At 45.0% G+C, this 16228-nt stretch carries 10 protein-coding genes and 1 tRNA gene; 6 read left to right on the forward strand and 5 right to left on the reverse strand.

Translation table 11 applies throughout. The annotated features are described in order from the left end of the window. Positions 1-22 precede the first annotated feature (22 nt). Complete coding sequence (locus LYNGBM3L_RS06690; RefSeq protein ID WP_044492426.1) at positions 23-442, forward strand: helix-turn-helix domain-containing protein; 420 nt, start codon at positions 23-25, stop codon at positions 440-442. Between the two features lie 22 nt (positions 443-464). Here LYNGBM3L_RS06690 and LYNGBM3L_RS06695 read toward each other — a convergent pair whose 3' ends face one another. Both LYNGBM3L_RS06695 and LYNGBM3L_RS06700 read right to left on the reverse strand, forming a co-directional pair. Continuing rightward, positions 465-1241, reverse strand: a complete 777-nt coding sequence (locus tag LYNGBM3L_RS06695) for a DUF928 domain-containing protein (RefSeq protein ID WP_008180646.1) — start codon at positions 1239-1241, stop codon at positions 465-467. A 75-nt stretch (positions 1242-1316) separates the two neighbouring features. After that, entirely contained in the window at positions 1317-3926 is a 2610-nt protein-coding gene (locus LYNGBM3L_RS06700; protein ID WP_008180650.1) for a CHASE2 domain-containing protein, read from the reverse strand. A 334-nt stretch (positions 3927-4260) separates the two neighbouring features. On the opposite strand from LYNGBM3L_RS06700, the gene LYNGBM3L_RS06705 reads away from it, so the two are divergent. Then, positions 4261-4332, forward strand: a tRNA-Val gene (locus tag LYNGBM3L_RS06705). Between the two features lie 20 nt (positions 4333-4352). Here the strand turns inward: LYNGBM3L_RS06705 and LYNGBM3L_RS06710 are convergent. After that, positions 4353-5255 (reverse strand): sulfotransferase family protein, encoded by a 903-nt coding sequence (locus LYNGBM3L_RS06710; RefSeq protein ID WP_008180651.1) that lies wholly within the window; start codon positions 5253-5255, stop codon positions 4353-4355. Positions 5256-5566: 311 nt separating this feature from the next. On the opposite strand from LYNGBM3L_RS06710, the gene LYNGBM3L_RS48435 reads away from it, so the two are divergent. Then, positions 5567-5689 carry a hypothetical protein gene (locus LYNGBM3L_RS48435; RefSeq protein WP_267871996.1) on the forward strand — a complete coding sequence of 41 codons (123 nt, stop codon included), beginning with the start codon at positions 5567-5569 and terminating at the stop codon, positions 5687-5689. A gap of 26 nt (positions 5690-5715) precedes the next feature. Here the strand turns inward: LYNGBM3L_RS48435 and LYNGBM3L_RS06715 are convergent, their stop codons facing one another. Then, positions 5716-8262: a glycogen/starch/alpha-glucan phosphorylase gene (locus LYNGBM3L_RS06715; protein ID WP_008180653.1), complete on the reverse strand. Its 2547-nt coding sequence runs from the start codon at positions 8260-8262 to the stop codon at positions 5716-5718. Between the two features lie 172 nt (positions 8263-8434). Between LYNGBM3L_RS06715 and LYNGBM3L_RS34700 the strand changes: the two genes are divergently transcribed. The 3 genes from LYNGBM3L_RS34700 (at position 8435) to LYNGBM3L_RS06725 (ending at position 14510) form a co-directional block, all read left to right on the forward strand. After that, positions 8435-12718: an nSTAND1 domain-containing NTPase gene (locus tag LYNGBM3L_RS34700; RefSeq protein WP_008180655.1), complete on the forward strand. Its 4284-nt coding sequence runs from the start codon at positions 8435-8437 to the stop codon at positions 12716-12718. A gap of 129 nt (positions 12719-12847) precedes the next feature. Further along, the gene (locus tag LYNGBM3L_RS36020) at positions 12848-13348 is read left to right on the forward strand and encodes an IS607 family transposase (RefSeq protein WP_071986814.1); all 501 of its coding nucleotides are present in this window, start codon (positions 12848-12850) and stop codon (positions 13346-13348) included. Continuing rightward, complete coding sequence (locus LYNGBM3L_RS06725; RefSeq protein WP_071986815.1) at positions 13278-14510, forward strand: RNA-guided endonuclease InsQ/TnpB family protein; 1233 nt, start codon at positions 13278-13280, stop codon at positions 14508-14510. The genes LYNGBM3L_RS36020 and LYNGBM3L_RS06725 overlap by 71 nt, the downstream gene beginning before the upstream one ends. Positions 14511-14550: 40 nt before the next feature. Here LYNGBM3L_RS06725 and LYNGBM3L_RS06730 read toward each other — a convergent pair. Beyond that, positions 14551-16228 (reverse strand): alpha/beta hydrolase (locus LYNGBM3L_RS06730; RefSeq protein WP_324293455.1); only part of this gene is annotated, 1678 nt, incomplete at its 5' end.

Below are 16228 nucleotides of genomic sequence, written 5' to 3' on the forward strand. Positions count from 1 at the left end.
TAAACACAATGGTTTTTCCGCCATGATGATTTCTACCGCACAAGCCGCTGAATTACTAGGTGTCTCTGCCACTCGCGTCCGTTTCCTGTTGAGCAAGGGCAGAGTCAAAGGAGCTTATAAGGTCGGTAGAACTTGGGTAATTCCCTTATTTGATGGCATGCCAGTGGTCACTCCTGGTACTCGCGGACCAAAGCGGAATTGGTCAAAGCGCACAAATTACACTAAGGCTGTCATCCACGTTAATCAAAAAGTGATTCGCCAAAATCACAACACCGGCGAACGCAATCCCGTGATTACGGTAAAACGCGGATCTAAAAACACTTACGGTCATACCGTAGAAGTCAATGGCCCCTGTCGGGTCATGTATCGCCCAGATGATCCCCTAAAGTGTGGAGCACGGGTATGGATTGAGACGATTTCTGACTTTAAAGTGATCGCCTAAGCTGTTGTGAATTTAAACTAAACTACTCCCGACAGATCAAGCTTGCCTGGCCAATTTCTTCCAATTCAACCGCTTTCAACAATCGGGACCAAGCCTCAGCAAACGTAGCATTTTGTGGATTACTACAACGAAGTTTAGCTGCTTGATTCAAGGCATCATACCAAATGCCATTTTCAGCATAAACTGTCATTAGCTTCTGCTGTGAGTTTTTTGTATCTAACTCATACTTAAACTTTGGCAATTCAACCCGTTTCAAGAGTCCTCTAATAAACAAAACCGAGTCATCGTAAAACGAATCTGGAGAATTACAATCAAGGATCAAATGCCAGCGATACCACTTACCAACCTCTAAGGAGTAGGGAAGAGGTATGCTAAACACACCAGACCGACTTGGCAAAGTAACAGGTAAATATTTTGGAGCAAGCTTGGTGTTAGTTTTTGAATCCTGCAAGGAAAATTCCCCAGAAAGCCCCCTCTCAAAACTTTCAGATTGATAGGAAACATTAACCCAGATAGTCGGAGACTCATTAACTGTCAATCCCCTACTATCTTTATCGATCACAGGTGTCATCGTAAGGTTTCCTCCCGTTTCAGAAACAGCCATAGGACAATATCCACGATTACCTGTACCTCGCCTACGTCCGCTCGGCGCATCACCTGAATAATCTGGCTGTTTAAACTCTACTGCTATAGATTCAGCCCTATTGCCAGTGGATTCCATCAATTGCGCTTGTGCTGGGTAGCTGGTGAGAGTCGCCAGAGCAAACGCAATCCCATAAAGCAGTTTAATTTTAACCATTGTCAACTCCGATGCTTTTGCCAAGGAAGATGCTGACTGGGTCTGAGAAGTTCCCTTTTTGCATCAATCCTAGTTTCACATCTGATTGGAACATGCTGTATAACGTACTACCAAAACCATACCCACCGAAGTAAGCACCAATACCATTGCTGAAGGCACCAGCGGTATCCAACCCCCTTGCAAAATCAACAGATAACAAATGCCATACAAAGCACCAAGTGCCACTCCCGTCGGGATTACCAAGCCACTTAGGCAATGCATACCCCTAGCCTGGCCTGAGCGGAATCCCATTACTAAACCAATTACACTTCCTACCACAGACCAACCCCAAATCCACAGCACTTCTGTTGATTCTGACCAAACCCACAACAAGGGTCGATTATCCAGAACCGCACTCAGGATTTGACTTACCATATGTCCTTGAATCACCACTCCTGGTGTTCGCTTCTGGCTCAGGCGCTGACTGGCACTGTAAGGGGTGAGCCAGTAATCACTACTGGTATTAATTGGACCGGCTATACCAACAAGAATAATCCGACCCTTCAGTTGGGACCTGCGCTGGGGCGGAATCTTATCATTGAGAATATCGCCAACATCGACTGTTGGTGCAATATCTTCAACAGAACGACGGGAACGGTAATTTAGCAAGATTTGTCTACCTGCTGCATCCACTCTGTGGTAGCCACCGGTATAGGAATTTAATTCCTTCAGCACAACAGTTTTACCGTTACCCAAATGTGGCCGATCAATCCATAATTGCTGATTTGATGTGTAGCCCCATGGGATACCCTTAGCATGTAGATAGTATAGGGCTAGTAACAAGCTAAGGTTATTCTTAGCAGTACACTTATCCGTGAGGTCTGGTGAGTTCAGAGATAACAGATGGCGACGGAGGATTCCCCCCTGGTCAGGTAAAGCATCACTAAAACCAATCCGATCTGGCCGAATTTCCAGGGGTGGAGAAATCCCTTCGGTGTCCCCAGCCTTAGCATCTTTAACTTTACAGATACCAAATAAATTCTTTTGTCCCAGGTAAGTTGCTAGTTTAGGGTAAGCTGGATCCACCGGAAAATCACGATAGATATCTAAGCCAATCGTTACTGGTTCATACTCCTGGAGTTTCTCAAATAGCCGAGTAAGAGTATGGTCTGATAACGATGCCCTATGCTTGGGTTGCTGTTCCTGATTTTTAATATCCTCTGGAGTAGCCTTAACAATCAACAGACGTTCGTCCCCCATTTCATAGGGTCGTTGTCCCATCAGTTGGTCAAAAGCTTTTAGTTCAAGCCCTTCCAATAGTCCCAACCACCGCAATCCCATCACCAAAGCCATGGCGAATACACTAGCCTTGAGTAACAAAACGCGATCGCACCATAGTGACCGAATCAGACAAAAATGCCAAGGTCTGTAGGATCTGTTATGCGATCGCAAAAAGGTCTTAGTCTTTTGGTCTGAAGGAGTAAGGGAGGTACTGGGTAATGAACCTTCACCCTCTACTACAGCCGATCGCATCATCTTTTGAACCTCTGAAGAGGTTTGTGACCCATGAGCCTGACTAGAGCTACCTGAAACAGAAGCCAATTGATTGCGATCGCGCAACTGTTGCCAAGTCGGCGCAACAACAGCTGGATTTTGGCAAATCACTGGTAACCAGCTAGCACCAGGATAGTTATCTTCCCAGCCTTGCAACCGTTCCCTAGCTTCCCGCACTGCCAAATATAAGGATTTTCCACCAGCAAATGCGGTTAAAAAGTACTTCAAAAACTCCTGTGCCACTGGATCTGGTACCGGCTCCCGCATCACAATCAACTGAGGAATATGTAAATCAGCCAATTCCCGTGCTAATCCCAAGCCATCGCAAGAATTGAAAATTGCCAGTCTCAAACCACGGGTAATAGCTGCTCCCAGACCATGCTTTAACTGGGAAATCGTTAACCTATCAGTTTGATTAATACTTATGTAACCAGTTTTAGCATCCGCCGCACTCTTGCTATGTCCTGCAAAAAACAGGATATCCCATCCCTGTTTATCCCAAAGCTGGTGGTTAAGCTCTTGGCGTTGTGGCTGCACCAGAAAAACCGTTTCCGCCTCCGGTAACTGCTCAAGTAAAGCCCGGTCTTTTTCAACCTCAATCCCTTCACTATTTCCTAAAATTCCTAATACCCTAACTTGACCCGTTGACTCTCGATCTGGCGTCGTGACTGGCTCATACTCTTGGCTACTCAACGCCACTTCTGTCAGGGGGTAATCTTCAAATAAACGCCACAAATGCCAAGGAAATCGTCGCACTTGGTCATCTTCCGCCTCGATAATCACGCTAATTTCCTCAGACGGAATTAGTTTAGTTCGCACTCGCCGTTCAATGTTGCGAAATTCTTCAGCATTGAGCCAGGTATTAATTTGCTCTTCTAACTGTTGAGACAGATTCCTAAACTCAGCTTCTGAAACATTAGTGATACTAACGTTATGAATTTCCAGACGGCGATCGCACCTGAAGCCTCCGTAGAGTGCTGCATACATTAATTGCCAGCGTTTGTAGAGTTTAGGCAGTTCTGGTGCAGCAGGCAAACCTCCAGTAAACTGCATCAGAGTACGATGATCCCTTTCCCAAAGTTGAGCTATAACAGTAGGAAAACCTTCCTGACAATTACCATTTCCCAGTTTTAAGACTACTAACTGACTCATCTTTAAATAGTTTGTCAGGGCTACATCCGTCAGGGTTAACTAAGGTCTGAAATTTTAATGGTTGCTTGGAGTTGAATGTTTATGGGGGTCTAACCATTAAAACTCTTGCGATAAGATAACATTACTCGATTGTGTTTGTCAACTCTTCAATTGGTGGTATTAAAATGCTATAGTGTAGTTTTAAGATTTTATATCTAGCTTGATATCTAGCTTGATCCACAGTTCACTGATTCAGCATCAAGGGATATCATAAAAATCAGCTTTTCAGGCAAACTCCACTTGTCACGTGACCGTAATTTGTGGTATACTGTAAAGCTAGTGACTAGAAAACTATGGGCGATTAGCACAGTGGTAGCGCGCTTCCTTCACACGGAAGAGGTCACTGGTTCGAACCCAGTATCGCCCATTCTATCTTGGTGTAGGCAATCAAATAGTTAACCAAAACGAAAGGTCTCGTTGAATCAAATCTTGGAGTTTGAGGATATCATCACGATAAAATTCCAGCAACTGTTGCCGTTCCTCTTTAGAAAGAGCAGCTTTTTTCTTATCAGTTGAGTTCATGTTGATTAGCGCTGAACGAACAGTTTGCCTCACCTCCACTGGCAGGATGAACTTTAGTCCAGAAGCTATCATAGTTCTGAAGGGATTTTGTTTCCGCAACAGATCATTAACCAATTTTAGTTTAGGAACTTGAGCCACTTGCGCTTTTTTCGATACATCCGGGATAAACGTTTCATCTACTCCAATGAACCGATACATATCCTGGATCAAAGCCACGGGATTTTTACATAAATCATCGTACAGATAAACTTTTATTTTATCTCGATTAAACGTTTCAAAAAAATGACTCAATTGAGAGGAGTAGAGTCCTTTTTTTAGGGTAAACGACCCCTGAGAGCGAAACTTAAGCTGTTCCGCTAAAGGCTGAACCTTACCCGCTACATCCGTCGCTTCCCGAACATGCATTAAATAATCCGAATAAGCTCGGTCTATGGGATTTCGGAGAATAGCAATCAGTTTAACATCGGGCAAATAACGCGATATTAGCTCACAAGATGATTGATAATGAAACAAATAATTAGGGGATGCTTCCCCAATCGCTATTTCATCCTTAACGTCTTGGAAAAGTTGACAATATTTTTCAAAGGTATCAATTCGATTTTTGTTAGGAGTTATGATGTCTGGAGGTAACGTTTCCCAATCTTTCTCCAAAAAATTGGTTTCCTTAACCGGACTCATATAAACTTGAGGGTGTTGGGTTAAGTAGTTATAAATAGAAGTTGTTCCTGCCTTCTGCACACCTATAATTAAAAAAGTCGGTAATTTCATTTTATTTCTGGGGAGAATAGGGAATAGGGAATAGGGAATAGGGAATAGGCAAAAAATCCTGTGTACCTCATTACTATGAAAACTGCTATAAGTTCCTACTAAGATAATACCCACGTTGAAAGTGGATATCACCAAACGTGATCAAGAAACTATAGCAGAAGTCAAAAGTCAGAAGTCATTTGTCAGAAGTCAAACTCTTGCGCTTACAAAGGGTGTGAGACTTTTGTCATGTCCTAACTGCCCTGGCGACTGCTATACTATCAAGAAAGTACTATAGCAAAGGAAACAGGGAGTAGGGGTAATAAAATTGAATGTACCTCGTAAGTATAGGAAACCCTATAAAAATCTTTACCATCTTCCCATCTCCCCATCTCCCCACACTTGCCACACTTGCCACACTTGCCACACTTCCCGACTCCCGACTCCCTGATTAAGGGAACTGCTATAGTTACTGTTGAGGTTAATGTAAATTATTTACTCGCTTCAACCCAGCAGAGTTCTGGTCGTACTCGTCTAGGTCAACTGAAATCGGCTCAACATTCCAGATTTCCTGACAATACTCCCGAATCGTGCGGTCTGAAGAGAATTTGCCCATATTCGCCGCATTAATAATCGACATCCGAGTCCAGTGATTCTGATCCCGATAGGCTTGGCTTACTTGCTTCTGGGTATTCACATAGGACTGGTAGTCTGCCAAAAGCAGGTACTCATCGCCGTACAGTAGGGAATCCACAAGTGGCTTAAACAGGTCGGGATTACGGGGATAGAAGTACCTAGAGCCAATCTGATCGATTACCTGCTTGAGCTGTTTATTGTTGTTATAGTATTCTTGTGGGTTATATCCCCCAGCCTTGAGAGCGTATACTTCCTCAGTAGTTAGACCAAACAGGAAAAAGTTGTCTGCTCCTGCTTCTTCTCGGATTTCAATATTAGCACCATCCAAGGTACCAATCGTTAACGCTCCATTCATGGCAAATTTCATATTGCCAGTCCCAGAGGCTTCCTTGCCAGCAGTGGAGATTTGCTCTGAAAGGTCCGCTGCTGGGTAAACCTGCTCTCCGAGGGAAACCGAGAAGCCTTCTAAGAAAACTACCTTTATGCGATCGCTTACATCAGGGTCATCATTGATCACCTCTGCTACCGAGTTGATCAACTTAATCACCAGTTTAGCCAAGTAGTAACCCGGTGCTGCTTTGCCAGCGAAAATAAAGGTTCGGGGCAAGATATCGATCGAGGGATTCTCCTTGATCTGGTTGTAGAGAGTAATGATATGGAGTACATTCAACAACTGACGCTTGTACTCGTGAATCCGCTTGACTTGGACATCAAACAGGGAATTAGGATCAACCTTAATATTGTTGTGCAGCAGAATATAATCTGCCAGGTTTTTCTTGTGCAGCTGTTTAATCTTGCGCCAGCGTACGCAAAACTCAGCATCATTAACAAACTGCTCTAACTGTTTGAGCTGGTCTAGATCAGTAACCCAACCCTCTCCAATTTTCTCAGTAATCAGTTCCGACAGTTGAGGATTACTCAGCAATAGCCACCGACGGGGTGTGACCCCATTGGTCATATTAATAAACTTATTTGGCCACAATTCATAGAAATCTCGCAGCACATCCTTCTTCAGCAATTCCGTGTGCAGTGCCGCCACCCCATTAATAGCATGGCTACCTACGCAGGCTAAATGAGCCATCCGCAAAGACTTCTCAGGTTCCTCGTCAATCAAGGACATTCGTCTGAGCCGGTCATTATCACCTGGATACTTCAGACGCACATGATCCAAGAAGCGACGGTTGATTTCATAGATAATCTCTAACTGCCTTGGTAAGAGTCTCTCAAATAGGCTAACTGGCCAGCGTTCCAAAGCCTCTGCTAGCAAAGTATGATTAGTATAGCCAAAAGTGTTCTTAGTAATATACCAAGCTCGATTCCAGCTCAATTTGTACTTATCCAAGAACAACCGCATCAGCTCCGCCACCCCAATCGATGGGTGAGTATCATTCAGCTGAATCGCAATTTTCTCATGGAACAGGTCGAAATTACGATTAGTTCGTCGATAATTATTAATAATGTCCTGAAGAGAACAGCTAACAAAGAAATACTGCTGCTCCAGCCGTAGTTGCTTCCCTTGGGAAGTGTTATCATTGGGATAGAGAACTTTCGAGATATTCTCGGAATAGATCTTCTCAGTCACAGAGCCAGCATAATCACCGCTGTCGAACACCTCAAAATCAAATTCTTCACTGGCACCAGCACGCCACAAACGCAGGGTATTGACGGTATTTTTCTTGTAACCAGGCACTGGTATATCGTAGGGAGTACCCAAAACCTGCCACTCGGGAATCCAACGTACCCGATAGCGACCTCCCTCATCCTTGTAGGATTCTGTCTTACCCCCGAAATTCACCTCAACTGTTAATTCTGGGCGTCTGATTTCCCAAGGGTTGCCGAACCGTAGCCACTTGTCAGGACGTTCAACTTGAGCACCATCAATGATCCGCTGGTCAAAGATGCCGAATTCATAACGGATCCCATACCCAACAGCAGGAATTTCTAAAGTTGCCAAGGAGTCCAGGAAACAAGCAGCCAAGCGTCCTAAACCTCCATTTCCTAAACCAGGCTCAGCTTCCAGCATTTTCAGGTCATCTAGCTCCAGCCCAGATTCGTGGAGAGCTTGGCTGAGCCGATCATATATTCCCAAATTGAGCAAATTGTTAGTGAGCTGGCGACCCATCAAAAATTCTGCTGACAGGTAATATACAGTCTTAGTATTTTTTCTAGTATAGGTTTCTAAGGTTTTAATCCACCGCTGGAGTAGCCGGTCTCTTACCGTATAAGCCAGAGCCATATAGTAATCGTAGGGTGTAGCCAAAAACTGATTTTTACCCTGGATATAATAAAGATTGTCAGCAAAGGCTCGCTTAAGGGTTTCCACCGACATACCTGTGCGGTCATCTTCTACCTTAACCTTGATTTGTTCTGTGAGGTTGGTAGGTTCCTTCATAGTGTGGCTCATCCTGACCAAAAACTTGTCACTCTATTATGGATTCTCTTTTGCCAGAGAGTAAGCATGGTCAGTGACTGCTGCCATTAACCCCAAGGGCGTAAGTATCTGACCCAATTGAGAACTGCCATAGGCTATGTTACCCTAGTAAAAATTTCACAGCCTCGCTCCAATGACACCGGAATGGGAAGCCCTAATCGTTGGCATTAACCGTTATCCAGAATACACCAACTTTAACGACCTGACTGTTGCTGCATTAGATGGGGCAAATGTCGCTCAACGATTAGAGCAGTATGGCTATGAACCGTTTCGGATTCAGGACTTACCCCTTGGGTTGACCCAAAAAGGAGCAGGGGGAGTATCCAGCACAGGACTGGTAAAATTAGAGGAATTAAGGGAAGCAGTCGCTAATCTGTTTAATCCTCCACCTCCCAACCAACCCCCAGAAACCGCCCTATTCTTCTTTTCAGGCCATGGCTGTAGACAAGAGGTGGATGGACAACAAGACGTTTTCTTAGTCACTAGTGATGCCTTTCCTGATGTGGGAATTTATGGCTATCCTCTGCGGGAATTAGGTCAGCAAATCGCAACTAGCCCAGTCAAACAGGTAGTGATTTGGTTAGATTGTTGCTACAGTGGCGAGTTACTAAGCTTGCTCCCATTTATCCCAACTGATAAAGCTTACTGCTTGATTACTGCCACTCGTTCCTATGAACCGGGAGTAGAGATTAGCCATGAACAAGGAGTATTTACCAAGGCGTTACTGGCAGGGTTGAATCCGGAAAATCACCCGGATGGTATTGTAAATAGTCATAATTTGGCCTTGTTTATTGAGCAGCGGATGTCAAGGACTGGACAACGTCCTTTAATCGCTAACTCAAAACAAGCCATTCTACTGACTACCCAGTTTCCGAAACTGAGCTTTCAGGATAAATGCCCCTACCGGTCTCTGTCTTATTTTACCGCATTACCAGAGGATGCTCTGGTGTTTCACGGTCGTTCTCAGTTGACCCAGCAGTTAATTGAGCGAGTTAAAACTAAAGACCGTCTGCTGGTAGTGTTAGGGGCTTCCGGCAGTGGCAAGTCTTCCTTACTCAGGGCGGGTTTATTGTATCAGCTGAAGTTAGGTCAGGCAATTGCTGGAAGCGATCGCTGGCATTATCTAGAACCTTTCACTCCAGGTGTTGCACCAAAGCAAAGGTTACAGGAGGTGCAGGAGTTGGGAAAGCTTTTAGACAACAAGGGAGACAATTCTAGTCTTACTCTAGTAGCGACTTCTGAACCGGTGGTCATGATTATTGACCAGTTTGAAGAGTGCTTCACTATGGGTCAACCTGACCAACGGCTGGAATTCTTTAACAGTTTAAGTGAATTATTAGACAACAAAGACAATCTAATTGTGTTAATTGCCATGCGCTCTGACTTTCGGGGGCGGTTGCGAGAGTATCCTCAATTAGTAGAGAAGATCAATAAACCATTAATCAATGTAGACCACTTGAACCGTCAGGAAATTGAAGAAGCGATCGCTAAACCAGCTGAATTAGTAGGATTAGGGATTGAGGGCAGATTAAAACAGCAACTGATTAACGATGTGGAAGATTATCCAGGCAGCCTGCCCCTGCTCCAATATACTCTGACGGAATTATGGAAACAGTCAAGACAGCAGCAGGAAAGGTTTTTACGGTTAGAAACCTATCAACAGTTAGGGGGAATTGAGGGAACTCTCGAAAAGAGAGCCAATCAGGTATTTGATAGTCTCTCAGCGGAAGAACAAAGTGTGGCTAGGCGTTTGTTCTTGGAATTAACTCAAGTCGGAGATACTCTCGATACCCGTAGACGAGTAAGCCTGGGGGAGTTAGTCAATTCTCACCACAGTTTAGAACTGCTCGATGCTGTTAGCCAGACCTTAGCCAGTTCAGAGAACCGCTTGATTACTAGAAGCCATCAAGAAAATTCCCAGGATGTGGTTTTGGATGTAGTTCATGAAGCCTTGATTCGCCACTGGGGAAGGTTGCTGGAGTGGAAGCAGAGTTACACAGAAGGGATGGTAGTGGAACGCAAGCTGGAAGCGGCGGCAGAAGAATGGCAGCAGAAGGGTAAGAAGCGTGATGATGCCGGTGTACTGTTGCTTGGGGGGAAGTTAGTAGAAGCCCAGGAGTATTTGAACGAGCATGGCAAGTTGGGGATGTTGAATGGGCTAGCCGAGGAGTATATTCAGGTAAGCCGTCATAAGCACAAGCAAATGACCCGTAACCGCCGGTTAGTAGCGGGAGCGTTTATTGGTGTGTTGGTATTGGGGACAGTTGTTTCAACTAAACAGGCGAGAAAGGCAACCAGAAGTGAAATTGAAGCCCTTAGTCAACTTTCAGAAACTCTTTTTGTTTCAAAGCAACCCTTTGATGCTCTAAAAGAAAGTTTAACGGCAGTAGGAAAACTCCAAAAGGCAAAAAGGGTAAAAGGTGATACTACAATACAGGCGATCGCTAAGTTGCAGCAATCCCTCTATGGAGTCAACCAGTATAATAGCCTGGATAAACATACTGATACTGTCACTAGCGTGACCTTTAGCCCAGACAGCCAAACTATCGCTTCTGCTAGTAGTGACAAAACCGTGAAACTCTGGAATCTCCAAGGCAAAGAACTGCACACCCTCAAAGGCCATAGCGCAGATGTCACTAGCGTCGTCTTTAGCTATGATGGCCAGACTATCGCTACTGCTAGTTTGGACAACACCGTGAAACTGTGGAATCTCCAAGGCAAAGAACTGCAGACCCTCAGTGGACATAACGAACCTGTCACTAGCCTCACTTTTAGTCCAGATGGCCAGACTATCGCTACTGCTAGTTTGGACAACACCGTGAAACTGTGGAATCTCCAAGGCAAAGAACTGCACACCCTCACCGGACATAATAGCGCACATGTCTATAGCGTGGCCTTTAGCCGAGATGGCCAGACTATCGCTTCTGCTAGTGATGACAACACCGTGAAACTCTGGAATCTCCAAGGCAAAGAACTGTACACCCTCACTGGACATAGCGCACCTGTGATTAGCGTTACCTTTAGCCGAGATGGCATGACTATCGCTTCTGCTAGTTGGGACAAGACCGTGAAACTTTGGAATTACGAAGGCAAAGAAATACACACCCTCACCGGACATAGCGCACCTGTGATTAGCGTTACCTTTAGCCGAGATGGCATGACTATCGCTTCTGCTAGTAGGGACAACACCGTGAAACTGTGGAATCTCCAAGGCAAAACCCTCCACACCCTCACCGGACATAGCGCACCTGTGATTAGCGTTACCTTTAGCCGAGATGGCATGACTATCGCTTCTGCTAGTGATGACAACACCGTGAAACTCTGGAATCTCCAAGGCAAAGAACTGCACACCCTCACCGGACATAATAGCGCACCTGTCAATAGCGTCGTCTTTAGCTATGATGGCCAGACTATCGCTTCTGCTAGTGATGACAACACCGTGAAACTGTGGACTCTCGAAGGCAAAGAACTGCACACCCTCAAAGGCCATAGCGCAGATGTCACTAGCGTCGCCTTTAGCCGAGATGGCCAGACTATTGCTACTGCTAGTTGGGACAAGACGGTGAAACTATGGAATCTACAAGGCAAACTCCTGCACACCCTCACCGGACATAGCGATTGGGTGAATAGCGTCGTCTTTAGCTATGATGGCCAGACTATCGCTACTGCTAGTGATGACAACACGGTGAAACTGTGGAATCTCAAACGCGAATACCTGCACACCCTCAAAGGTCATAGCGCACCTGTCTATAGCGTGGCCTTTAGCCGAGATGGCCAAACTATCGCTACTGCTAGTTGGGACAACACCGTGAAACTCTGGAATCGAGAAGGCAAACTCCTGCACACCCTCAATGGCCATAACGCACCTGTCTATAGCGTGGCCTTTAGCCCAGACGGCCAGACTATCGCTTCTGCTAGTTGGGACAACACCGTGAAACTGTGGAATCACCAAGGCAAAGAACTGCACACCCTCAAAGGCCATAGCGCACTTGTCACTAGCCTCGTCTTTAGCGATGATGGCCAGACTATCGCTTCTGCTAGTAGGGACAACACCGTGAAACTGTGGAATCTCCAAGGCAAAGAACTGCACACCCTCACCGGACATAGGGATTGGGTCAATAGCGTGGTCTTTAGCCCAGATGGCAAGACTATCGCTTCTGCTAGTTGGGACAAGACGGTGAAACTATGGAATCTCCAAGGCAAAGAACTGCACACCCTCACCGGACATAGGGATTGGGTCAATAGCGTGGCCTTTAGCCCAGATGGCAAGACCATCGCTTCTGCTAGTGCAGACAACACTGTAATTTTATGGAATTTCGATCTAGATGATTTAGTGGCACAGAGTTGTAAATGGCTCGATGATTACCTACTCACTCATGAAGAGGAAACAGAATTAAGGAAAATTTGTGATATGTAGGGGAGTCGGAACCCACCCCTAACCCCTCCCAGGAGGGGAACGGGAGTCGGGAGATAGGGGGTTAGGGTACAGTTATATAAAGTATCATAAAGTCTATCAAAGTCCCAAAGAATTTGTTAGAGTAGTGAGATGACATTAGTACCACTCCGTAAGGCGGTCGAACTTACGGGACTCTCTCAAACCACATTGCGAAAGTACGCGGACAATGGAACTATCAAATGTGAGCGAACGCCAAGCGGATATCGACTGTTCGATACAGTTAGTCTTGCCACTTTGGGAAAACGACAAGCCCCTGAACCAGTCACAATCTGTTACTGCCGAGTCAGTAGTAGCAAACAATTTGACGACCTCGCCAGGCAAGTCGCGTACATGCACTCGCTCTTCCCAGAGGCAGAAGTCATCAAAGACATCGGCTCAGGACTCAACTACAAACGAAAAGGTCTTAGAGCCATACTGGAACGACTTATGCAGGGATGTCAGCTCACGATTGTTGTTGCCTGTAGAGACAGACTTACCAGATTCGGTTTTGAACTGTTTGAATACTTGGCAGAACTCAACGGTGGAAAGATCTTGGTTCTCGACCAACCTGAAAGTTGTCCAGAATCCGAACTTACCGCAGATATTCTCTGAATCATTCACGTCTTCTCTTGTCGCGTCCACGGACTCAGAAAGTACGGGGCAAAAATCAAGAAAGATTCGGATATTCCTAAGTGCTGAGCAGCGTTATTTAGTTCGTAAGTGGTTTGGAGTTTCTCGTTACGTTTTCAACAAGACCGTTAAAATACTTCAAGATGGGGAAGTAAAGGCTAACTGGAAAGCCATCAAGACTGGAATATTAAACGACCTTCCCGAGTGGTGCAAGGAAGTGCCTTATCAAATTAAATCGATAGCGATAAAGGATGCTTGCACCGCCGTGAGGGAGGCCAAGAAAAAGTACAAAAAGACTGGACAAATCAATCGAGTTAGATTTAGATCTAGAAAAAATCCTGTCCAGTCTTGCTACATCCCTAAGTCAGCAGTCTCAGAAAAAGGCATTTACCATACAAAGCTAGGAGGCTTGACTTTTTCTGAGGCGTTGCCTGACAACAGGGGCGACTGTAGATTGACCAGTAACAATGGGGATTATCACTTGACGGTTCCTCATCAGACTACTCAAAAAAATGCCGAAAACCAAGGTAGAGTGGTAGCGATAGACCCCGGTGTTAGAACATTCTTAACGTTTTTTAGTGAGAATTCTATAGGCAAAATTGGGCACGGAGACTTTTCTCGCATTCAGCGACTTTGCTCTCATCTTGATAACTTACTTTCAAAAATAAGTAAGACCAAGAGGAATCAAAAACGACGAATGAGAAAAGCGGCTAGGCGAATTGTTATTAGGATTCAAAACCTAGTGAACGAACTCCATCACAAAGCTGCTAGGTTCTTGGTAGATAGCTTTGATGTGATCCTACTTCCAACTTTTGAGACGTCTGAAATGTCTAAAAAAGGAAAAAGGAGGATCAGATCAAAGACAGTGCGGAACTTGCTGACATTTTCTCACTTTAGATTCAAGGAGTTTTTGAAACATAAAGCCTCCGAAACTGGAAAAACAGTAGTAGATGTCTGTGAAGCCTATACCTCCAAGACTGTGAGCTGGACGGGAGAAATGGTAAACATTGGTGGGAGCAAGGCTATTAAGTCAAAGATTGATGGCCTAATAATGGATCGCGACATCAATGGCGCTCGCGGGATATTCCTAAGAGCTTTGGTAGATACACCCTGGCTGCGAGAGCAGCTTGCATTGGTGGGCTAAGGTCTATCTAGTAGACTTTAGTAGCCAAAAAGTATCGGAATTAGAAAGACTTGAGCAGAAACAGATTCAATGGGTCTTGACTAATCTCTTTGACATAGGACTCACTGAGATAGGAAGCATATTCAGGTTGTTTAGCAATATAGGTTTTGAAAAAAGCGGTACTAAGTGCCATCAGGTAAGGACGAGCGATAGCAGGATCTGGCCCAATCAATTCAGGTGGAACCGGTAAGACACCCTCTCCTGCCCCACCCAGGTAGGAAAAGTGAGTACCTCCTTCTGTCACCACTAGATATTTTTCTGGGGTAGTTAGCCAGCTGAAGGGGGTAATTTGTTGTTCTACAGGTGGCGCAAAGATGTCTCTGATACTTGACACCATCATGACCGGAACCTGAATTTGTGACATCCCGGCTTCACCAAAAATCGGGTTGCTCAGCGGATTAACAGCAATCACCGCTTTTACCCGTTCGTCTCCCAAGTTATAGTCTTCTGGGGATAGTTGAGTACCTCGACACTGGAGTAGCAGGGATACATCTAAGGATAAATTGTTCTGTCGAGCAGTATCGCAGTCACTAGTAAGCTGTTCAAAATTGAGTTTCGCCCCTCCTAGAGCAAGAACAGTATAGCCTCCGAAGGATTGACCAATTACTCCCACCTCTTCTAGATTAAGCCTGCCAAACTTACTCGGGTCAGAATTAGCTTTAGCCGAAAGTTCATCTAACAAATACTTTACATCCAAAGGACGATGGATGATCGCAGTAGGATTGAGGGGAGTTGCGAAGCCAGCAAAGATTTGATTAATGCGTTCGGAACTAGTACCAATGTGCTCCGGGACCGCAACTGCAAAACCGTAAGATGCTAAATGTTGTGCTAGATAGGCAAAGGTATTGCGGTCTGAAGCCAAACCATGGGAAATAACCAGAGTTGGAATCGAGCCTGCTATCCCTCCTTGGTTTGAAGACCTAGGTAGATAAATATCAACGGGAAACGAAGCTTGACGCTCAGAATTATAAACCTCAAAGCTTTCTTTACGCCAACCTATTCCTCCAGGATTCCTGAGATCTGCTTGTGCTGATAAATCAAACGATGTTGATCCTTCTCCCTGTATTTGTGCCTGATTTTTAATGGCACCAAATACAACATCATTTACCACAAATAGCCGTGATATCTCATCAGTAACATCAGAAATTAGTTCCACATCCAGGTAAATAGTTTCTAGGGAAAATTTACGCAATACATTAATAACGCTCAAGCCTTCTGGATCAGAGGCTGCCGAAATTAAAGCACCCCGTAAGGGATAGAAACCATTGCGATTGAAATCTGCTTTTATTACATTCCCCAATCGGCGCAGTAAGGTTTTGCCCACCGGTAAGCGAGTGAACAAATAAACATATCTGGGAGAAATATTAAATCGACTGTTTAGTAGAATCCGCAGTGTTGCTAATTGTATTGGTGTAGCAAAGTTGGCATAATAGGCAAATTGCCTGGTCATTGTGCCATCTTTAGCAAAAACTTCCAAGTCTTCAATCCCAATATTAAATTGTCCAAAGGGAGAAACAAAGAAAGTAATTCGCTCTGCTCCTAGGGCAGGAATTGCACTGAATGTAGATACTAGACTCAAGCCTAGGGATAGGGAAAAGCGAGTTAACCACTGGCGCAGTGGGTTAGAATGAAAGGATTGGGTAGTCACTTTAGCTGCTCGGGAAAGACCAGGGGAGTTG

Source organism: Moorena producens 3L (genome assembly GCF_000211815.1).
Lineage (GTDB): Bacteria > Cyanobacteriota > Cyanobacteriia > Cyanobacteriales > Coleofasciculaceae > Moorena > Moorena producens.

Excerpts from the sequence above, each read along its gene's own strand:
- LYNGBM3L_RS06690 (WP_044492426.1), top strand. The coding sequence starts at position 23 with ATGATGATTTCTACCGCACAAGCCGCTGAATTACTAGGTGTCTCTGCC.
- LYNGBM3L_RS06695 (WP_008180646.1), bottom strand. The coding sequence starts at position 1,241 with ATGGTTAAAATTAAACTGCTTTATGGGATTGCGTTTGCTCTGGCGACT.
- LYNGBM3L_RS06700 (WP_008180650.1), bottom strand. The coding sequence starts at position 3,926 with ATGAGTCAGTTAGTAGTCTTAAAACTGGGAAATGGTAATTGTCAGGAA.
- LYNGBM3L_RS06710 (WP_008180651.1), bottom strand. The coding sequence starts at position 5,255 with ATGAAATTACCGACTTTTTTAATTATAGGTGTGCAGAAGGCAGGAACA.
- LYNGBM3L_RS48435 (WP_267871996.1), top strand. The coding sequence starts at position 5,567 with ATGTACCTCGTAAGTATAGGAAACCCTATAAAAATCTTTACCATCTTC.
- LYNGBM3L_RS06715 (WP_008180653.1), bottom strand. The coding sequence starts at position 8,262 with ATGAAGGAACCTACCAACCTCACAGAACAAATCAAGGTTAAGGTAGAA.
- LYNGBM3L_RS34700 (WP_008180655.1), top strand. The coding sequence starts at position 8,435 with ATGACACCGGAATGGGAAGCCCTAATCGTTGGCATTAACCGTTATCCA.
- LYNGBM3L_RS36020 (WP_071986814.1), top strand. The coding sequence starts at position 12,848 with ATGACATTAGTACCACTCCGTAAGGCGGTCGAACTTACGGGACTCTCT.